15 protein-coding genes are annotated in these 20,788 nt (G+C 29.8%); 13 read left to right on the top strand and 2 right to left on the bottom strand.

The features are described from left to right. Window positions 1-24: 24 nt before the first annotated feature. The 3 genes from CSPA_RS11395 to CSPA_RS11405 all read left to right on the top strand — a co-directional run bounded on the left by CSPA_RS11395 (window position 25) and on the right by CSPA_RS11405 (window position 4,127). Complete coding sequence (locus tag CSPA_RS11395; protein ID WP_015392419.1) at window positions 25-1,431, top strand: glycoside hydrolase family 1 protein; 1,407 nt, start codon at window positions 25-27, stop codon at window positions 1,429-1,431. Window positions 1,432-1,682: 251 nt separating this feature from the next. Next, the gene (locus CSPA_RS11400; RefSeq protein WP_015392420.1) at window positions 1,683-2,531 is read left to right on the top strand and encodes a PRD domain-containing protein; all 849 of its coding nucleotides are present in this window, start codon (window positions 1,683-1,685) and stop codon (window positions 2,529-2,531) included. A 60-nt stretch (window positions 2,532-2,591) separates the two neighbouring features. Continuing rightward, the gene (locus CSPA_RS11405) at window positions 2,592-4,127 is read left to right on the top strand and encodes an FGGY-family carbohydrate kinase (protein ID WP_015392421.1); all 1,536 of its coding nucleotides are present in this window, start codon (window positions 2,592-2,594) and stop codon (window positions 4,125-4,127) included. Between the two features lie 159 nt (window positions 4,128-4,286). Here CSPA_RS11405 and CSPA_RS11410 read toward each other — a convergent pair whose 3' ends face one another. Together CSPA_RS11410 and CSPA_RS11415 are read right to left on the bottom strand one after the other, a co-directional pair. Beyond that, window positions 4,287-4,946 (bottom strand): FusB/FusC family EF-G-binding protein, encoded by a 660-nt coding sequence (locus CSPA_RS11410; protein ID WP_015392422.1) that lies wholly within the window; start codon window positions 4,944-4,946, stop codon window positions 4,287-4,289. A gap of 661 nt (window positions 4,947-5,607) precedes the next feature. Continuing rightward, window positions 5,608-5,886 (bottom strand): CD3324 family protein, encoded by a 279-nt coding sequence (locus tag CSPA_RS11415; protein WP_015392423.1) that lies wholly within the window; start codon window positions 5,884-5,886, stop codon window positions 5,608-5,610. A 488-nt stretch (window positions 5,887-6,374) separates the two neighbouring features. Here CSPA_RS11415 and CSPA_RS11420 point away from each other — a divergent pair, with 488 nt between their 5' ends. The 10 genes from CSPA_RS11420 (at window position 6,375) to CSPA_RS11465 (ending at window position 20,511) form a co-directional block, all read left to right on the top strand. After that, the gene (locus CSPA_RS11420; protein WP_015392424.1) at window positions 6,375-8,747 is read left to right on the top strand and encodes a DMSO/selenate family reductase complex A subunit; all 2,373 of its coding nucleotides are present in this window, start codon (window positions 6,375-6,377) and stop codon (window positions 8,745-8,747) included. Window positions 8,748-8,758: 11 nt separating this feature from the next. After that, the gene (locus CSPA_RS11425; RefSeq protein WP_015392425.1) at window positions 8,759-9,355 is read left to right on the top strand and encodes a DMSO/selenate family reductase complex B subunit; all 597 of its coding nucleotides are present in this window, start codon (window positions 8,759-8,761) and stop codon (window positions 9,353-9,355) included. After that, entirely contained in the window at window positions 9,348-10,025 is a 678-nt protein-coding gene (locus tag CSPA_RS11430) for a TorD/DmsD family molecular chaperone (protein ID WP_015392426.1), read from the top strand. The genes CSPA_RS11425 and CSPA_RS11430 overlap by 8 nt, the downstream gene beginning before the upstream one ends. Before the next feature lie 270 nt (window positions 10,026-10,295). Further along, on the top strand, window positions 10,296-12,008 hold the full coding sequence (locus CSPA_RS11435; RefSeq protein WP_015392427.1) for a methyl-accepting chemotaxis protein: 1,713 nt from the start codon (window positions 10,296-10,298) through the stop codon (window positions 12,006-12,008). Between the two features lie 473 nt (window positions 12,009-12,481). Further along, window positions 12,482-13,618: a deaminase domain-containing protein gene (locus tag CSPA_RS11440; RefSeq protein ID WP_015392428.1), complete on the top strand. Its 1,137-nt coding sequence runs from the start codon at window positions 12,482-12,484 to the stop codon at window positions 13,616-13,618. Window positions 13,619-13,990: 372 nt separating this feature from the next. Further along, the gene (locus CSPA_RS11445) at window positions 13,991-15,265 is read left to right on the top strand and encodes a cation:dicarboxylate symporter family transporter (protein ID WP_015392429.1); all 1,275 of its coding nucleotides are present in this window, start codon (window positions 13,991-13,993) and stop codon (window positions 15,263-15,265) included. Between the two features lie 435 nt (window positions 15,266-15,700). After that, a complete protein-coding gene (locus CSPA_RS11450; protein ID WP_015392430.1) occupies window positions 15,701-16,681 on the top strand; it encodes a substrate-binding domain-containing protein in 981 nt (326 codons plus the stop codon). After that, on the top strand, window positions 16,671-18,167 hold the full coding sequence (locus CSPA_RS11455) for a sensor histidine kinase (protein ID WP_015392431.1): 1,497 nt from the start codon (window positions 16,671-16,673) through the stop codon (window positions 18,165-18,167). Before CSPA_RS11450 ends, CSPA_RS11455 begins: the two co-directional genes overlap by 11 nt. Next, window positions 18,145-19,482, top strand: a complete 1,338-nt coding sequence (locus CSPA_RS11460) for a response regulator transcription factor (protein ID WP_015392432.1) — start codon at window positions 18,145-18,147, stop codon at window positions 19,480-19,482. Before CSPA_RS11455 ends, CSPA_RS11460 begins: the two co-directional genes overlap by 23 nt. A 21-nt stretch (window positions 19,483-19,503) precedes the next feature. Beyond that, window positions 19,504-20,511 (top strand): M28 family metallopeptidase, encoded by a 1,008-nt coding sequence (locus CSPA_RS11465; protein ID WP_015392433.1) that lies wholly within the window; start codon window positions 19,504-19,506, stop codon window positions 20,509-20,511. Window positions 20,512-20,788 lie beyond the last annotated feature (277 nt).

A 20,788-nucleotide genomic window follows, 5' to 3' on the forward strand; every position in this document is an offset into this window, starting at 1 on the left:
ATGTGATTGACAAGGAGGATTTACATGAATACGATATTTCCAAAAGATTTCTTATGGGGTGCTTCATCTTCTGCCTTTCAAATTGAAGGTGCATGGGATGAAGATGGTAAAAAAATGACTGTAGCTGATTATAACTCTTTTAAAAAATCAGACATACAAGCGGATACAAAAGTAGCTTCTGATTTTTATCATCATTTTGAAGAAGATATAGATTTAATGAAAGAATTAGGAATGAAAACTTATCGTTTTTCTATCTCTTGGGCAAGAATTATTCCAGATGGTGATGGGGAAGTTAACCAAAAAGGAATAGACTTTTATAATAAAGTAATAAATAAATTAATAGAATGCAACATTGAACCTTTTGTAACTTTGTATCATTTTGATTTACCGTTTACTTTAGTTGAAAAATATAATGGGTGGGAAAGCAGAGAAACAGTATATGCATATGAAAGATTCGCCAAAATTTGTTTTAAGGAATTTGGAGATAGAGTTAAGTATTGGCAGCCTCATAATGAGCAAAATTTAATTGTCAGAGTTGAAGAAAGAATCAATATTTATGATGAAAAAGACCCATTAAAAATTGATAAAATGCGTGCTCAAATGGATTATAACATGTGTTTAGCTCATGCTATTGCAGTTAATGCATGTCATGAAATGATAAGAAATAGTAAGATTGGAGCAGCTGTATCATCATCTGTAACCTATCCACTTACTTGTAATCCAGAAGATGTTTGTGCTTCACGTATGAATGATAATTTTAAGGTTTATTATATGCTTGATATGCATTTTTATGGTGAATATCCGGGATATTATTTAAAATATCTTAAAGAACGAGATATAATGCCTTATATTGAACCAGAAGATAAGGACATCTTAAAAAGAGCAAAAATGGATTTTATAGCAGTAAATTATTATAGAACAAATTGTGCAGAAGCTTTACCAGTTGATGATAATCATCCTTATGGAACTAGAGAAGGTGCTGTAGACTTTAATCTATATGGATTATTTAAAATGTCCATGAATCCTAGATTGAAAGCTTCTGAATATGGTGCTTCAATCGATCCGTCAGGTTTGCGTGTTGCATTAAATGAGTATTGGCAAAGATATCATCTGCCTCTTATAATAACAGAAAATGGATTAGGAACTCCTGATGTTTTAGAAGATGGAAAAGTTCATGATGACTATCGTATTGACTATTTAAGAGAACATATAAATGCTTGTGCCTTAGCTATAGAAGATGGTGTTGAAATGCTTGGTTACTGTCCATGGTCATTTATGGATCTTTTAAGCTCTGCACAGGGCTTTAGAAAACGTTATGGTTTAGTTTATACGAACAGAACTGACCATGATATATTGGGATTAGAGAGAATAAAAAAGGATAGTTTTTATTGGTATAAAAAAGTTATAGAAACTAATGGAAAATTAGAATAAGGTACCAGAATTACTAAATTATTTAATCATATCGATGAAAATCCTCGATAGGTCTCATATATTTTATAGAACATTGAGTATATGTATCTTGTAGTTACATATACTCAAATGACAATAAAGTGAAACTTTTCATATGGAGTTTTACAGATGTTAGTTATCAGATAAAGCAAAATAGATTATTGAACTTTTCTAAACTCACTTAAATTAACTCTATTTATTTAGAATACAATGATGAGATTGGAGTGCTGAGTATGCATATTACAAAAATATTAAATAATTCCTTGGTACTTGCAAAGGATACAACAGAGAATGAAATGATTTTAATGGGAAAGGGGATAGGACATAAACATACTATAGGCTATGAATTAAAGAAAGAAGAGATTGAAAAAATTTTTGTTCTTCATGATGAAACTATGAAAAGAAATATTATACAGCTAGCTGCTGAAATTGACGAGGTTTATTTCAATATTGCACAAACTATTATTGATTACGCAATAACAAAATATAATATGAAATTAATGAATCATATATATTTAGCATTAACTGACCATATTGCATTTGCTGTAAAGCGGTTTAAATCTAATATTGTAATAGAAAATAATTATTTGTTAGAAATTAAAGATTTTAATCCTAATGAATATGATATTGGAATATATGCACTAAGAATAATTAATGAAAGCTTAAATTTGGAACTTCCACAAGAAGAATGTATAAATATTGCTGGTCATTTTATTAATGCTCAGCAGGATAACCCTTATAGTGAAAAAAACAAGAAAATTTCTAAAATAATAAAAGATATACTTGGGATTGTTCACTATCACTTTGCAATTATATACGATGAAAATTCATTTTACTATAAACGCTTTATAACACACCTGAAGGCTTTTGCTCAAAGATTTCTTAATAATCAGCCTAGTAAGGAGCAAGTTGATTTTATTTATGAACAAATAAGGACTAATTGCAGTGCAGAATATGAGTGTGTAAAAAAAATTAATACTTATATTTATAATGAATATTCTAGAAATCTTCCTATTCAAGAAGAATTGTACCTAATGATACATATACATAAAATTTTAGGAGAATTGCAGGAGAATATTTAAAATGTTCTTATTGCAACTACTTCAATATTATAAAAAATAATTAGATAAGGAGATTTATATATGGGGATCATTTTGGTAATTGATGTAGGAACTTCGAGTATGCGTGGTGTATTATATTCCAAAAGTGGAGAGGTACACAAGATTATTCAAGAAATATATTCTCCCGAATATCTTATTAATAATAAGGTTGAGCAAGATCCGTTTACATTTAAAGAAGCTCTTGTTAATATAGTAAAACAATCTGTTGATATTGTAAAAGCTTTATCTGATGAAATCATTGGTATTTCACTTACATCCCAACGCTCTTCTATGATTGCATTAGATTCTGAATATAATCCATTACGCAAAGCTATAATGTGGCAAGACAGGCGAACGCTTGAAATATGTTCAAATTTATCTCAACATGAAAATTATATTTATGAACGAACAGGTTTAAAATTGAGTCCAGTTTTTTTAGCACCTAAGATAGCATGGTTAAAGCAAAATGAAGAAGAGATATATATAAAATCGTTTAAGATTGTTACTATAGCAGATTATCTAATGTGTATAATGACTAATGAGTTAAGAACTGATTATACTTATGGCAGTAGAACTCTATTAATGAATTTACATACTCTTAAGTGGGATGCTGATTTACTTAACTTATTTGATATAGATGAAGATAAATTATGTACTTTGGGTGGACAAGGTTCCATTGTGGGATATACAACTGATGATTTTTCAAAACTATCTGGATTAAAAACAGGGATTCCTGTAATTTCAGCTGGTGGTGATCAGCAATGTAGTGCAATGGGAAATGGTGTGATTAATGAAGGTGATACTCAAGTGACCACAGGAACAGGATCATTTGTTATTACTTCTTCTGACAAGATTCATATTGATCCAGTTAGTAAAGTTATTTGTAGTGTTTCTGCGGTTCCTAATAAATATATTCTTGAAGCTAGCATATTAACATCGGGAACTATTTATAATTGGTTTAATAATAATTTTTATTGTAGTGATGAAACTGCTGAATATAACTATGATAAAATAAATTTCGATGCAGAAAGTTCTGAGCCAGGTTCTAATGGTATTATTTTATTGCCATATTTTCAAGGGAGTGGTTCACCTAATTGGAATCCAAATGCTACAGGTTTATTTCATGGTGTTTCACTTGGTACTAGAAGGGGAGACTTTTCGCGTAGTATATTAGAAGGAATAGCAGCAGAAATAGGGGAAAATCTAGATATACTACGCTCATATGTAGGAAAGATAGCTAGGATTAATATTTCTGGTGGGCTTACTAAAAATCCCCTTTTTAATCAGATACAAGCTGATATGTATGGAGAATCTGTAAATTTACCATCTGATTTTGAAACTACTGCTCTCGGTGCATTTGCAAGTGCAGCTGTAGCTTTAGGTCTACATAAATCTATAACTGAAGCATTAGAATGCTCAAACAAATATAAGGAAAACACAGTTTATAAGCCTATTTTAAATAATATTGAAATTTATTATAATATAAAAATTCGTAGAAAAGCTGTTTATAACGATTTATATAATGGAAATAATCAATTGAATTATTCAGATTCTAAGAAGGTTTCTATTGTCAGATAAACCTAGTAGTTAAGAAAAAAGTATATTAAAGATTAATAAAATAGGATTATAAAAAAGCTCAGTTTTTTTGTTACTCAGCTTTTTTATTATTTGAACTAATTGTAAAAATAAATACTATTCTTAAGTAAAATAAGGAGGGAATTTATTTTTATAAAGCTATCACTTTAAATTGTTAACTTCCTTTAAAATTTCTTCGAGCTTTTTAGTAGATGTAATTCGTTCGTTGCATTTTTCACTATCTATACATACGTCAAAACCTATTGATTTATAAGCACCTTCACCAGTATAGTTCGTTTTACAAATAGCAGAGACAAATGCTATTTCATCTTCCTTACCCATTCTATTACAAAGTGCACACATATGAGTATTGCTTGAACTATGACTTGTTAGTGTACATGTCATACCGACAAGCTTATCCATCATATTATAAGCTACAAATAATTTTCTAGTTGAGTCATCAAACCAGCCTAAGTAAACTTTCTTTGAAGTTTCTTTATCTAGATTTGGTAATTTAAGTTTCTTTTCTTTTTTAAATAGCTTGCTAAGTTGAGCAGTTGTTGGGATTTGCATTCCATATACATATTCCTTCAAACTAGACAAATATGAATCAATATATAAAGGATCATTTATTTTAGTAATATCTAATAATTCTTTTTCTTCCTCTGATAAGTTTGGGAAAATATTTAATATCTTATCACATATATAAGACTTAGTAGCCTCAATAATATTAGTGTCTGAAGTTCCTTTATAAGCGTTATTTAAATCCTCCATACATTTCTTAATATAATTGTATTCATGTTTTTTTATGAAAGCGTTCATAAAATATAGCACCTCTTTTCTATTGTTATCATCCGTAAGGTTGAGAAAATATAATTTTATTTTTGTCTATAGATATCTAAATTAATAATCAAACTTATAAATGAGATATGTATGCATTATCGATAAATTATAATCGTAACACTACACTAGAAATCAGATACATTTTTCTGGAAGCAGGCATGTGAAATTGAGCTGATGATGGTTCTTAATGGGGGCTTGTTTTATTTACAGCTTGTCTAAAAGTGAATGTCCAAAAAGTAAGTGCCCAAATTTTACATTTGGAAACACGAACTTTCTCCCTGGAGCTTTTATATTTGGAAACATGAACTTTCTCCTTGGGGATTTTACATCTGGAACATGCTGAAATGATGACAAGCTGCCATTTAGAACCTTCCAGCGAAAATTTCACTAGTCCTGTGGAAGATAAATGTGTCTGATTTCGGTAAGTTTTGCATAAGTCTAATTCTTGGTTTGGACATCTATAGTTGTAAACAAAAGATGATTACTACCACTTAAGTTTAAAGCAATAATAATCATCTTTTATATAAAATATAATATATATTCACAATCATTTTGCGTTTAATAGTTTTATTGATTTCTTCAATAAAATCATAACATGATTTTAAATAAGGCTTCAATCTAATAAACAGTTCTGTAATGATTATGAGCATATGAGTTTTTCTTTACTAATTATTCGTCTTATACTCTTTTCAGAAAGGTAATATTCCTCAGTCAATTCATTAATAGTAGCACCACTAATGTACTTTTTATAAATTTCATTGTTTCTTACCTTAAGACTACTTTTTATACCACTTTTTTCTCCCCAGGCTTTATGATTTTCATCTTTCCTAGGAATATAAAGATATTTTCCATCCACATATTTTTGTATAATTTGAACAATTTCCTCTGGTAACACATCTTGTGCTTTTGCATATTTCATTTCCTTACTCCTCCACTTTTTAGAAAGTATTAAAGCAAAGAATACAAAAAAGCTATGTGTCACAGAGCCTAAAACATGTACGCATTCCAGCTAACTTAACAGCTTAGGCTCCAAACAAAGCATAGCCGACTTTGTATAGTCTTTGCAAGGAGCAAACTGATTTAAAGCTGAATGTATCACAGACCTTCATAAAAAAACACCCCCAATACGGTTAAGTTATGTTTATTATATCATAATATTCTGATTCAAAAAAACATGATATAATGCAATTACTAGGAATCAATGAGCAATTGTCACTTCTAAGAAATTATTTCAGGATTTCTTAGAGTTATAAGGAGAGATTACTTAGAATTTTATATGCATTACAAAAAAGAATTGTTCAAAGTTCTAAGATTTCCAAAGGGAATCACCCTAAATTGACCATTGATCATCGATTATTGAAAATTTACAACTGAGTTGATCATTTGTTTAAAGAAAGGAAAATCAAAATGAGTGATGAAAAGAGTACCTTTAATAATTACATACCAAGAAGCAGTTTTCTTAATGTAGAAAATTTAATAAATGAAGATAATTTAATTAAAGATATATATGGCGATAGATTTTTTAAATTTGAAAATAAAAATAATTTAGATACAAGTGAAAAAATTATTAGAACTTCAGGCTCTCATAATTGTGGTGGACGTTGTGTAATTAAGGCGCATGTGAAAAACAATAGAGTTGTAAAGATATCCACTGAAGATGATATTGAAGATACCTTTGAAAAACCACAGCTCAGAGGCTGTTTAAGATGCAGAGGTTATCGTAATCGCCTATATAATTATAATAGATTAAAATATCCAATGAAGCGAGTTGGAAAGCGTGGGGAAGGAAAATTTGAATGTATTAGCTGGGATGAAGCTCTTGATATTATTGCAGATAATATTAAAAGGATTAGGTCAAAGTATGGACCAGATTCTATTTATATGAATTATGCCACAGGAAATGCAGGGAAGACTTCTGAAAGAAAATGGATGGCTAGACTCCTTAGTTTGAATGGAGGATATTTATCTTATTATGGTTCATATAGCTCAGCATGTACTCAAATAGCTACTCCCTATACTTATGGAACAGCCTACACTGGAAATAGTCGTGAGGATTGGTGTAATTCAAAATTAATAATTTTACTTGGGTTTAATCCTTGTGAAACTGTTCATGATACTAATACTGCCTATTATCTTAAAATGGCAAAAAAAGCTGGAACCAAGATTATATGTATAGATCCAATGTATTCAAGTACGGCAGCAGCCCTTGCAGATGAGTGGATTCCTATACGCCCAACTACAGATAGTGCATTATTAGATGCAATGGCTCATGTTATAATTAGCGAAAGACTTCAAGACCAAAAATTCTTGGATAAATATTGTTTAGGCTTTGATGAAGAGCATATGCCTGAAGGAATACCAAATGGGAACTCTTTTAAAAGCTATATCTTAGGGGAAGGTGAGGATAAAACGCCAAAGACTCCAGAATGGGCTGAAAATATTACAGGGATTCCAAGAGAAACAATTATTAAGTTAGCACGAGAATATGCAACTAATAAGCCTGGTGCATTAATACAAGGTTTTGGACCACAAAGACACGCTTATGGTGAACAAGTAGTAAGAAGTGGGACAGTGCTTGCAGCTATGACAGGTAACGTTGGTGTTAGTGGAGGTTGGGCCTCTGGAACTGGCTACACTGCTAGGCAGCAATATGTAGCTTCAATACCTAATGATAATCCTAATAAAGCTGAAATTTCTGTGTTTTCTTGGCCTGACGCCATAACTCATGGTAAAGGAATGGGAGCGGATTACAGTGTTGTAGGGGTGGATAAATTAACCTCAAATATTAAACTTATTTTTAATTTAGGTGGAAATTGTCTTATAAATCAACATGGAGATTCAAATGCTACAGGAAAATTATTAGAAGATGAAAGTTTAGTTGAATTTATCCTTGTAACAGAGCATTTTTTAACAGCAAGTGCTAAATATGCAGATATATTATTGCCAGCAGATAATATGATGGAACGAGATGATATAGTTACGCCATGGGTTGATGGAGATTATGTGCTTTACATGAATAAAGCTGTAGATACAGTTTATGAATGTAGAAATGGCTACGACTGGATAAGTGCTTTAGCAGAGAGATTAGGCTTAAAGGAAGAATTTACTGAAGGTAAAAACTTAGAAGATTGGTTAAGATATATAACTCACGAAACAGCAAAGAAAAATCCAGGGTTCCCGTCTTATGAAGAATTTAAAGAAAAAGGGATATACAGATGGGAATATGATGAACCAAGTATTGCATTTAAAGAACAAATAGAGGATATTGAAAATAATCCATTTCCCACGCCTTCGGGTAAAATAGAAATTTTCTCTAAGGCTTTATGGAATAAGAATAATCTAAAAGAAATACCAGCTGTACCTAAATATGTTTCAGCTTGGGAAGGTCCAGAAGATTCATTAAAGGAAAAATATCCGCTTCAATGTATCGGTCATCATACAAAAAGAAGAGTTCATTCGATCTTTGATAATATGAATTGGATGGAAGAGGTGGAGCCACATTCAGTTTGGATTAATACTTTAGATGCAGAAGAGCGTGGATTTAAGGATGGGGAATTAGTTAAAGTTTTTAATGACAGGGGAACTATTATAATACCTGTTAAGGTCACTCCTAAGATTATGCCTGGAGTTGTATCTATACCTCAAGGAGCTTGGTATTCTCCAGATAAAGAAGGAATTGATAGAAGAGGCTGCATTAACACCTTGACTAAATATAAACCTACACCATTAGCCTTTGGAAATCCAAGCCATACTGCACTGGTGGAAATAACAAAAGCATAGGGGGAGAAGAAATGATGAAACAATTGGCCTTTTATTTTGAGCAGGAGCACTGCACAGGATGTTCTACTTGTCAAATTGCTTGTAAAGATAAAAATAACCTAGAGGTAGGAGAACAATTTAGAAAAGTATATGAAACTACTGGTGGCAATTATGTGAAAAAGGGAAATGTAGTTATACAGGATATATATGCTTTTTGGACATCTATAAGCTGCAATCACTGTATTGAGCCTGCATGTGTAAAAAAATGCAGAACAGGAGCATTATATAAGAGAGTTGAAGATGGAATAGTGGTTATAGATAAGGATAAATGTATTGGCTGCAGGGCATGTGTAAATAGTTGTCCTTATAAAGTGATTCAATATGACGCAGTTTCTAAGAAAGCTAGAAAATGTGATTTTTGTTTAGATTTAATAGAAGGTGGAAAAGACCCAGTATGCGTTTCAGCATGTCCAATGAGAGCTTTGGATTACGGGAATTTAGAAGAGCTGCAAGAAAAGTACGGTACTGTAAATGAAACTGATGGACTACCAAGCTCTGATATTACAAAACCAGCCTTGGTGATTACTCCACACAAAAATGCAAAGGGGTGTGCAAATAAAAATGGATAATATAAATCAATGGTTTTCTGAAAGAAAAGCAATATATTATATATTATCACTTTTCTATGCTGGAAAAGTAAATGAAGGCTTAGAGCTTTTAAATAAAAGTAATTTGTTGAATAATTTTAAAAACTATGAACACAATAAAAAGCTTTCTAAGGGAGCTTTGGAAATCATTAATGAATTAAATGAAAGTGATAATTTTGATTATAAGAAAGCTATTTTAGAAGAGCATCAAAGATTATTTGTGGGGCCTAATGAGCTTTTAGCACCACTTTGGAAATCTGTATATAAAACAAAAGATAAATTACTTTTTGGAGATATAGAACTAGAGGTTAGAAGCTATTATAATAGTGTAGGGTTAGACGTTAAGCCGAGTGAGGCGGCTGATTATCTTCCTTTACAATTATCATTTATGTCACAACTATGCAGTATTGGGCAAGAATATAATTTAGAAGGATTGAATGCGGATGAATTAGAAAAATTAAGTGAAAACTTATCAATGCAAAAGGAGTTTTTAAATAAGCATTTGCTGTCTTGGGTGCCTCTGTGGGTAGAAGTTGTAAATAAAAATGCAGGAGGACAATTTTGGAAAGGATTTGCCGAGCTTACTGAAGGCTGGCTTGAAAATGATTTGATAGAAATAGAAAGGATATATATAAACTATAGGAATTTTTAAAGTAATTTAAAAAATGGTAGCACTTTAAAGTTGAGTTGCTATTTTTTTATGCTTTTTTTGAAAAAAATTCAATTATCGGAGGAATTTTTGTATTTATACAGAATATATTAAGTAAAAGTAATTTTGCTTTATAGAAAAATGTCGAATTTAGAAGAAATGTTTTTGCTTTGATTATATATTGGGTTTGGGAATCTGAAATGAAATTTTTAATTCTTTCATGAAGTATATAAATAAAATTTCTTTTTTAATAAACTGTGGGAGGGGTTACATATGTTTTCTTTAGGGAATGTAAGAGTAAGAACAAAACTTATTGGAGGCTTTATAATTGTTTCACTATTGATAGGTTTGGTTGGAGGGTTAGGAGTTATATCACTAAAAAATGTTGGTAAAAAGGCTGAAGGTATATATAGTCAAAATCTTAGGGTTGTATACATACTAACTGATATGCAAGCTAACTTAGAACGTGTTCGAGGTAATATGGCTGAATTGATATATGTAAAGGATCAAGCTCAAAAAGATGAATTGAAAAAAAGCATAGCAAATGATAAGGAAGAGAACACTAATTATATGAGCGAATTTGAAAGTATTAATATTAGTGATGAGGAAAAGAAGGTATATGAAGAATTTCAAAAAAATATAACTCAGTATAGAAGTTTAAGAGAAAATGTTATTAAACTTGTAGATGAAGGAAATTTTGAAGAGGCTGAAAAACAATATGTACCAATACGTAAAGTAACTGAGCCAATGTTTATTTCTTTAGATAAGTTAATTAATATCAATGTGGATAGTGCAAAGTCAGCAAATGATAATATCAAGGCAATTAATGCATCATCTAACATGATTATGATGGCTTTAAGTATCATTGGCCTTATATTAGCAATTTTACTAGGAGTAATTCTATCTCGTGATATAAATAAACCACTTCAGAAAATAAAGATGTTTGGTGAAAAACTTGCAAATTATGATTTGAATTTTGATTTTGAGGTAACTAGAAAAGATGAATTTGGACAAACAGGAGGCTCTTTAGTTATAGCACAAAATAACATAAAAGAACTTGTTAAGACAATAATTGAAAATTCTCAAAGTATGAGTGCTGCATCAGAAGAACTTTCAGCTACAGTTGAGGAAATATCATCAAAAGCTATAAACATAGATGAGGCAGTTAATACAATTGCAAGTAATATGCAGGAAGCTAGTGCTGAAACAGAAGAAATAGGAGCATCAATTGAAGAAGTAGATTCTAGTGTAATTGTACTATCTCAGAAAGCTATGGAAGGAAGTAATAATTCCAATGAATCTAAAGTTAGAGCAAAAGAAGTTAAAGATAGTAGTAAAAAAGCAATTGAAGAATCTCAAATAATATTCAATGAAAAGAAAAATAGGATGTTGAAAGCTATTGAAGATGAAAAGGTAGTTGAAAATATTAAAGTTATGGCTGGCACAATAGCTAGTATAGCAGAACAAACTAATTTACTTGCACTCAATGCTGCAATCGAAGCTGCAAGAGCAGGGGAACAAGGAAAAGGCTTTGCGGTTGTTGCAGAAGAAGTTAGAACCCTTGCTGAACAATCAGCAGAAGCTGTAAAAAATATTCAAGAAACTATAGAAGAAGTACAAAAAGCCTTTAAAAATAGTATTGATACTGGAAATGATATATTGGAATTTATTAATACAGACGTACATAAGCAATTTACTGAATATGAAAAAACAGGCAATCAGTATTATAGTGATGCTGATTTTGTCAGCACAATGTCAGAAAATATTGCTGCAATGTCAGAGGAAATCACTGCCACAGTAGGACAAGTAAGTGAAGCTATGCAAAATATGGCACAAAATACACAAAAATCAAGTGAGCAGGCTGAAGAAATAAGGGAAAGTGTGAATGAGACAACTCAAGCCTTAGAGCATGTAGCTTTAACAGCTCAAAATCAGGCTGAACTTGCTCAGAAGCTTAATGAAGTAATTCAAAAATTTAATATTTAATTATAGATATCCAAAGCAAGAATTAGACATATGCGGAACTTACCGAAATTAAACACATATTTATTCCAGCGGACTAATGAAATTTTCGCTGGATGGGTTCTAAGTGGAAGGTTGCACCCATTTCTGCATGTTCCTAAAGTAAATTTATGACAAGCAGAAAGTGAAACAACCTTCCACTAATAACCATCACAGCTTAATCTCATATGCCGCTTGCACAAATATGTATCTAATTTCTAGTGTAGTGTTACGATTATAATTTCTCAATGATGCATGTATAGTCCATTTATAAGTTTGATTATTCATTTGGATATATATAAAGGATAGTAGCTTTTTAGAGAAGCTACTATTTTTAATGTGAAATACATACACTTAAACCGTCTGAGAAAAACTAATGCAAATAAAAAATGTTGACTATGAAATAGAACAAATATAGAATAACATTATTAAATTTATTACAGAGTTAAGAGGTTAGAATGACACAAGAAAATACTCAGTTAAAAAAGAAAATTAAAAAAGAAAGAATAAGAATTAATAATTTAAGTGATTTTAGAGCTGCATTAAAAAAAGAGGGATATAACATAAATGGATTAGAGGAAGAGAAATTTATAGATAAAATTATAGATATTTTAAAACTGGACAGAAGTGTGGCAAAGAAAATTTTTGCCTCCTTTAAAGATACAGCTGTTACTTATAGAGCAAATGATATTATGGACTTTATAGATTATATGAAAAAAATAAGCTTATTTGAAAATGAACATAATAAGTTATGCGAGAAGATAAGAAAAATAGAAAAGCTTAGTATAGCTAGAGTTGAGTATGAAAGAGAATTGAAAGTTAAGGATGATGTTGAGCATATAATAACTAGAATAGAAGAAATAAAAAGTGATATATCTGAAATAGCAAATCATGAAGAAAAAGAAAAATTATATAGTTTAGAAAAAGAAATAGAGAAAGAATATCTTTATGCAAAGGATATTGAGCTATTAAAAAAAATGCTTATTACTAGAAAAGAATGCTCAAGAGAAAAATATAATGAGGAAACAAAAATTAAAGTAGTATCTATAGAAATACCTAAAGACATAGATTACAGATATATTCCAGCCCAAATAGGTACTATAGAATATCATCAACATTTAAGTAATAATATACCTAGAATGCAACGTTTAACGAAGAATATAAATAAATATATGAGGGTTCATGAAAATGAAAAAACAACCTTTAAAATAAATCAAAGCAAGGCCTTGCAGGATTCTATAAATATAGCATTAGCAACATATGATAATAAAGAATTTAAGGCGATAAGTGGAAGTAACAATATAGTTGATTATTGTGTTGCACCTAAAGAAGAGGAGGCTGTTTTTAAAAGTAATAAGGTTAATAAATTAGGAGAATTAGGTATAGGATATAACAGAGTTAATGATAGTGAAAAGAAGATATTAGAGGAAATACATAAACAAATTGAAGAAAAAACATTGAAGGATGAGGGGGACCTAATCCTGTTAAGTAAATGGGAGCCTTGTCCAAGTTGCTATTTTGTAATAAGCCAGTTTTGCAAAATGCATCCACAAATAAAAGTTCAAGTGAAATACAGTAAAAAATATGGAGAATAAATATAGAAGCAGTTTTTGCAATAGTACTTTTTTAGTATTATTGCAAAAGCTGCTTTTTATCTATTATGAAAGATATGTTATAAATTTTATGCATATTTTAATAAGAATACTATCATAATAATATGTAAATATTAATTGAATACGTTGAAAAGAAAGGCCTAATAGCATTTGTCAAAAATCTGAATTTTCAAATAAAGGGGTAAAATAATTATTTGTGCTATAATGTATCTGTAAATTTGATTTTTATATAAAACTTTTAAAAATTACTAATTGGACCAATGTCTAATTATGATGAACAAATAAATTTATTAAGTAGTTATTATTTTGTAAAACATTATTATTAAATTATTGACTACTGGGAGGGGCTATGAAATGAAAAAAATAGGACTAGCAATTCAAATTCTTATTGGACTTATATTAGGTATTACTGTAGGAGCGATTTTTTATGGTAATCCAGCTGTTGTAGCATATTTACAACCATTTGGAGATATTTTCATCAGATTAATTAAAATGATTGTCGTTCCAATTGTATTTTCATCACTTGTCGTTGGAGTTGCAGGTGTAGGAGATATTAAACAAGTAGGTAAAATAGGTGGGAAAACAATACTTTATTTTGAAATAGTAACAACAGTTGCTATAGTAATTGGGTTGCTTTTAGCGAATTTGGTGCATCCAGGAGCAGGAATAAATATTCAAGAATTGTCATCAGTAAGTATTGATAAATATATGAGTACAGCAGATGCAGCATCTAAACATAGTTTTGCGGATACAATTATTAATATTGTTCCAACAAATGTTTTCGATTCTTTTGCTAAAGGAGACTTGCTTCCAGTAATATTCTTTTCTGTTATGTTTGGATTAGGTGTTGCTGCAATTGGTGAAAAAGGAAAACCAGTTCTTTCTATTTGCCAAGGAATAGCTGATGCAATGTTTTGGGTAACTAATCAGATTATGAAACTTGCTCCACTAGGGGTTTTTGGTCTAATAGGTGTAACTGTTTCAAAATTTGGAGTAGCGTCACTAATTCCATTAGGTAAATTAGTTATTACTGTATATATAGCAATGTTTTTCTTTGTATTTGTTGTTCTTGGCTTAGTAGCTAAATTTGCTGGGACAAGTATAATAACACTTATAAAGATTTTAAAAGATGAAATCATCTTAGCTTATACAACTGCAAGTTCAGAAGCAGTTTTACCAAAGCTTATGGAGAAGATGGAGAAGTTTGGTTGTCCAAAGGCTATCACATCCTTTGTTATACCAACAGGATATTCCTTTAATTTAGATGGATCAACCCTATATCAAGCAATTGCAGCACTTTTTATTGCGCAGATATATGGAATTCATTTACCGCTTGCAACACAAATTAATTTAGTGCTTGTATTAATGTTAACTTCAAAGGGAATGGCAGGCGTTCCAGGTGCTTCTTTCGTGGTTTTATTAGCTACAGTAGGGTCTGTAGGAATACCAGTAGAAGGGGTAGCATTTATCGCTGGAATTGATCGTATTGTTGATATGGCAAGAACTACTGTTAATGTAATAGGAAACTCATTGGCTGTAGTGGTTATATCTAAGTGGGAAGGAAAATACGACGTTGAAGAAGGAAACAAATATTTTAAAACAATTACAAAGACAGCAGAGTTAATGTAATTAAAGAAGTTATTAATTACCTGCTTAAGCTGGAGAAAAAATATGTATTTTAATTTTTACATATCAAAATAAATATTTGAGGGGCAGCATTCAAAGTGTTGCCCCTTCTTCATGTCTTTTTAGTTTTTTGTTTACAACTAGATGGATTTTTGGATTGCTACTAAAATTTTTTGAAGCATTGTTTGAAATATTATGAAATAAAGAAATCATAATAAAATATAGTCGGTAAAACCAATGGAATAATGCTATTTATTTGATTAAAATAAAAAAATAAGATATAAATTTGGAATAATTAACAAGTAAACCTATACAAAAAGTGTTGACTATGGGATAGAAGGAATATAGAATAACATTATTGAATTAAACTTTGAGTTCAATTCAGATACTCTAAAAAAATAATATTCTATGTGCCTATATTAAAAGGAGTTGACAATAATGAGAGATTTAAAAAAGATTATAATTATCCCATTAGTTGTAATTTTTTTTTGCAGTAATTTATTTTTTATTTATTTGTTAAAAGAAAAGAAAGTAGACCAAGAACCAATTAAGCCTAAAATAGTTTTAATTTCACACATTAAAACTAATCCTTATTGGCTCAGTATAAAGGCAGGAGCAGAAAGGGCTGCAAAAGAAAGGGGAGCAGTGGTAGAATTTTTAGGACCTATGACTGCAAGTACAGAGGATGGACTAAATATTTTTGAAATGGCAACCTCGGCAAAAGTAAGTGGAATAATAACTTATGTCCAGGAGGAAGGAAAATATAAACAAAAAATTAATAGTGCAATAGAAAAGGGAATACCAGTAGTTACAATAGATGCAGATGAAGAAGATAGCAATAGACTGGCATATGTTGGTACTGATAACAATTTAGCTGGACAAGTTGCTGGGGAAGCTATGGTGAAAGAAATAGGAAAAGAAGGTAATGTAGCTATAGTAATGGGAGGTAAAAATGTTAAAAATCAAAAGGAAAGGGTAGAAAGTTTTACAAAATATATAACGTCAAATTCTAATTTGAAAATTGTTGACACAGATTCTTCTGATGCAATGCTGCTTGAAGCTGAAATTATAACAAGAAAAATATTAAATAGAAATAATAAAATAGATGCTCTATTTTGCACTTCAGCACTTGATGGAATAGGAGCCGCTAAAGCAGTAAAAGATTTAAATTATAAAGACAGGGTAAAAATTATATGTTTCGATGATTTAGAAGAGACCTTGAAAAATATTAAAAATGACTTAGTTTCAGCAACTATAGTTCAAAAAAGCGATGAAATGGGGTATAGAGCAGTTAACATTGTCATGGATAAAATTCAAGGAAACAATATTAAGAATTTTAAATCTTTAATAGATGTAGATGTCGTTGATAAAAGTAATGTAGATGCTTATATGCAGGGAGGTAATAAATTTGAAAACTAAGAGTTTAAACAGCAAATTTATTATGTTTGTTATATGTTTAATAATTCCTATAGGCATATGCAATATAATATCCTTAGGTATGAGTAAAAAGATTGAAGCTAGATATTCTACTATGCTTAATAATATGCTTATGACAAATGAAATTAGGCAGCACGTAGATAATTCTTTAGATGATTTTAATCAATACATATTAAATGGCAGCAGAGATAAGAAAGCTAATTATGATATTGAAATAACGCTTGCCAAACAGAAAATTAATACACTTAAAATAAATTCTGATAATGTAAATCAGTATATATTAAGAGATTTAGATAATACTCTGGAATCATATATAGAAAAATCTAATAATACAATCACAGCTTATGAAAATAGAGAGGGATATATTTTCTATTATGATGATTTTATAGCAGCTAAAAATATTGCATCTTATTGCGATACCCATGCGGCAACCTTAATGCAGAATTTTTTAGAAACCAGTAGCATAACTTATAAAGAATTAAATAGAAATAGTAATGTAATTTATGTTGCTCTCACAATATATCTTATAGTGATTTTAGCTTTATGTGTATTATATGCTTTAGTTTTTATAAGGAATATATCTGGAGGCTTAAAAGGAATAGTTGAAACTTCAAATAAGGTATCTAAGGGACAGTTTGAATATTATGAAGGTAATAAAACTGATATATACGAACTAGACATACTTATAGAAACTTTTAATACTATGGTTAAAGACATAAAAGAGCTTATAAGTTCAATTAATGAAAAGCTTTTATTAGAAAAAAAGCTTAAAGAAGAGGAAATGAAAAATCTTCAATATGAGAATGCCTTAAAAGAATTTGACTTAAAAGTGCTGCAATCTCAGATAAACCCTCACTTTTTGTTTAATACTCTAAATTGTATAAATTCTACGGCTATGATGGAAAATGCTACAACTACAAGTAAATTAATAAAATCCGTTTCTAATATTTTAAGATATTCTTTGAGGAGTACAAGCACAAATGCATTATTAGAAGATGAAATTAAGATTGTAGAAGATTATATTTATATACAGGAATGTAGATTTGACGATAGAATTAAATTTAATTTAAGCGCAAATATGGATATGAGAAAAGTAAAGGTACCCGGTATGACGATACAGCCACTAGTTGAAAATGCCTTTATACATGGTATTGAAGGAAAAGAAGAAGGAGGATATATAAATATTACTATATATGCAGAAAATGATGAATGTAATATTGTAATTGAAGATAATGGAGTAGGTATTTCAAAAGAAATTTTAGATAAGATTAATAATTATGATTACAACACAAAACACACTGGTCATACAACAGGTTTAGGAATAAACATGGTAGAGAAAAGACTGAGATACCTATACAATAAAAATAATATGTTTAAAATGGAAAGTGAAGAGGGGAAAGGGACAAGGGTTTATTTGAAAATACCTATAATGGAGGATGAGAGTAATGATGAAGATATTAATTGCTGATGATGAAAGGTATGACAGAGAAACAGTTAAACATATAATAAAAGATAATTTTTTAGAAGAACTAGAGATATATGAAGCTAAAAACGGAAGAGAAGCAATTGAAATATCTGAAAGAATTAGACCTGATATAGCTATAATTGATATAAAAATGCCGGGGATAGATGGAATACAGGCGTTAAAGGAAATGAGTGCTACTCTGCCTAATTTGTATAGCATAATTTTAACAGCTTATGATTATTTTGATTTTGCATTAGAGGCGGTTAAAATAAATGTTAAAGAATATCTTTTGAAGCCTTTTGCAAAAGATGAAATAATAGATAAAATTTCATTAGGAATAAAATGGGTTAAAAAGGAGCAAGATAAGAGAAAAAGTGAAATTGAAGATAAAGAAAAAATATATACTTTATTGCCTGTTCTTGAAAACCAATTAAGTGATCTTATTATAAATGATAAGCTGGCAGGGGTAGATTATAGAATGTACTTACAATGTTTAGATATGAGTTTTGTAAATAGTTATGCAATGGTTATTTCGATAAAAGATAAATATGATTACAAAGATATTAACAGAAATGAAAAGGATCAAATTAAAATTAAAATAGGTGAGTATATTAAAGAATACGTTAATAGAAGATATAAATGTATAGGAAATTATGTATTCTATGAAGAATTAACATATTTTATACAAATAGAAAATGAAAAAACTAGTGATTTTAAAAATCTAGAAATTGATCTTGCTTTTAATTTAAGACAAGAGATAAAAAGGCGCTTTAATGTATCCATAAGAGCAGGGCTTGGAAAAGTATTTGATTCAGTAGAGGAAATAGTTGAATCATATAGACAAGCTACTAAGTGTTTGGTGTACAATTCTGATAATGTAAATATAATATATATTGATGATGTTGATGGAAAGTTAAGTAATGATGGCTTTTTTGAAGAAACATCAACTAATATTAAAAACAATAAAAATAAAAGCATGAATAAAATGAAAATGAAGTTGTTTGAAAATGTAAAAGGCTTCATTAAAGAAAATATTGAGACGGAATTAGAACTGGAAAAAGTTGCTGGTAATTTTGGCTTAAGTGTATATTATTTTAGCAGAACTTTTAAAGAAGTAACTGGAATTAATTTTTCGGAATATGTAAATAAATGCAGAATAGATATGGCTAAGGAACTTCTTTCAAATGGAGAAATGAATGTAAAAGAGGTCTGTTATAAGATTGGCTACAATGACCCCAATTATTTTAGCAAGGTATTTAAAAAATATGAAGGTGTAAGTCCAGTTAATTTTAAAGCTGCTATAGAAGAAAGAGCGTAGTTATTAATTATTTTAGAAAGAGTGATAGTTATCAAGAACAAGTTTAGTATTCTTATCTCTATATTAATAGTATTAAATATTACAGGATGTTCAGTCAGTAGAAATATTCATGCATCGGAGAGAAAAGAAGATAGTTTATCTAAAGAAGTAGTTGAAGAAGAAAAGAGTACACATATACCAGATACAAAAGAAATTATATACACCCTATGTTCAGATGACTTCGGAGGGCGTTTAGTTGGTTCGGAGGGCAACAAAAAAGCTGAAAATTATATTATAGGGATACTAAAAGATTTAAAACTGGAATCATTATTTGCAGGAGAATATTATGAACTATATACCCAAGAAGTTTATAAAAAATATGGGTTAATTAATGATAATGATAAACCAGAAACAAAAGAAATTCATAATTTGGTAGGAATTATTAAAGGTATGGATAGTACAAAGGCACTAGTTATTTCAGCACATTTTGACCATATTGGATATCAAGATGGGAAGATAATTAGAGGAGCACTAGATAATGCCTCTGGTGTAGCTACATTAGTGAGAATAACTGATAACTTAAAGAAGAGGTCACAAAATAAAACTTTTAGCCAAGATGTGATCATTGCGTTTTTTAATGGTGAAGAAGAAGCGCAACAAGGAAGCAAAGCCTTTGTTAAAGAAGTAAAAGACAAGTATTCAAGTTTATATGATATAAATATAGACTGTGTTGGTGGAAAAAATGCGGGAAAAATATCTTTAAATAACAGTAGTAATTTATCCAGCAAGTTAACAGAAGCAATGAAAGTTACCTTTAAAAGTAATGGGATGGATTTTTCAGAAGTCAAATTGAAAAATGATACAAGTGATCAAAAAAGTTTTGAAAAAAAGGGAATCCCTAATATCTATATAGGCCAGGATAATTTACAACCATGTATCCATAATCCAAGTGATAATCCAGACACTTTAGATTATAATCAAATAGACAAAGTTGCAGATGTATTAAGTGATTTTATACAGATAAATGATGGGAAGACTTTTGAAAAATAAGTTATAAGTAATTAGTATAAAAAATATCGGTATTTAAAGAGCAATATATTACTATAATCATTAAATAATTCAAGTTAATTCTTATTTTAAAGAGTTAATTTGGATTTTTTTTGTGCTTTAGTGTTCAGAAAATCACCTGCTAAGCAAGTGTCCTGACTTTATTGTAGAGACACAGCAAATGCAGATCACAGAAATTATATAAAGGAAGTATAGTTAATAATGAATTAATCCAAGTGTTTTTCTAGTAAAAATTTGCTATATAAATACAGCAATATAA

This window comes from Clostridium saccharoperbutylacetonicum N1-4(HMT) (assembly GCF_000340885.1).
Taxonomy (GTDB): Bacteria; Bacillota; Clostridia; order Clostridiales; family Clostridiaceae; genus Clostridium; species Clostridium saccharoperbutylacetonicum.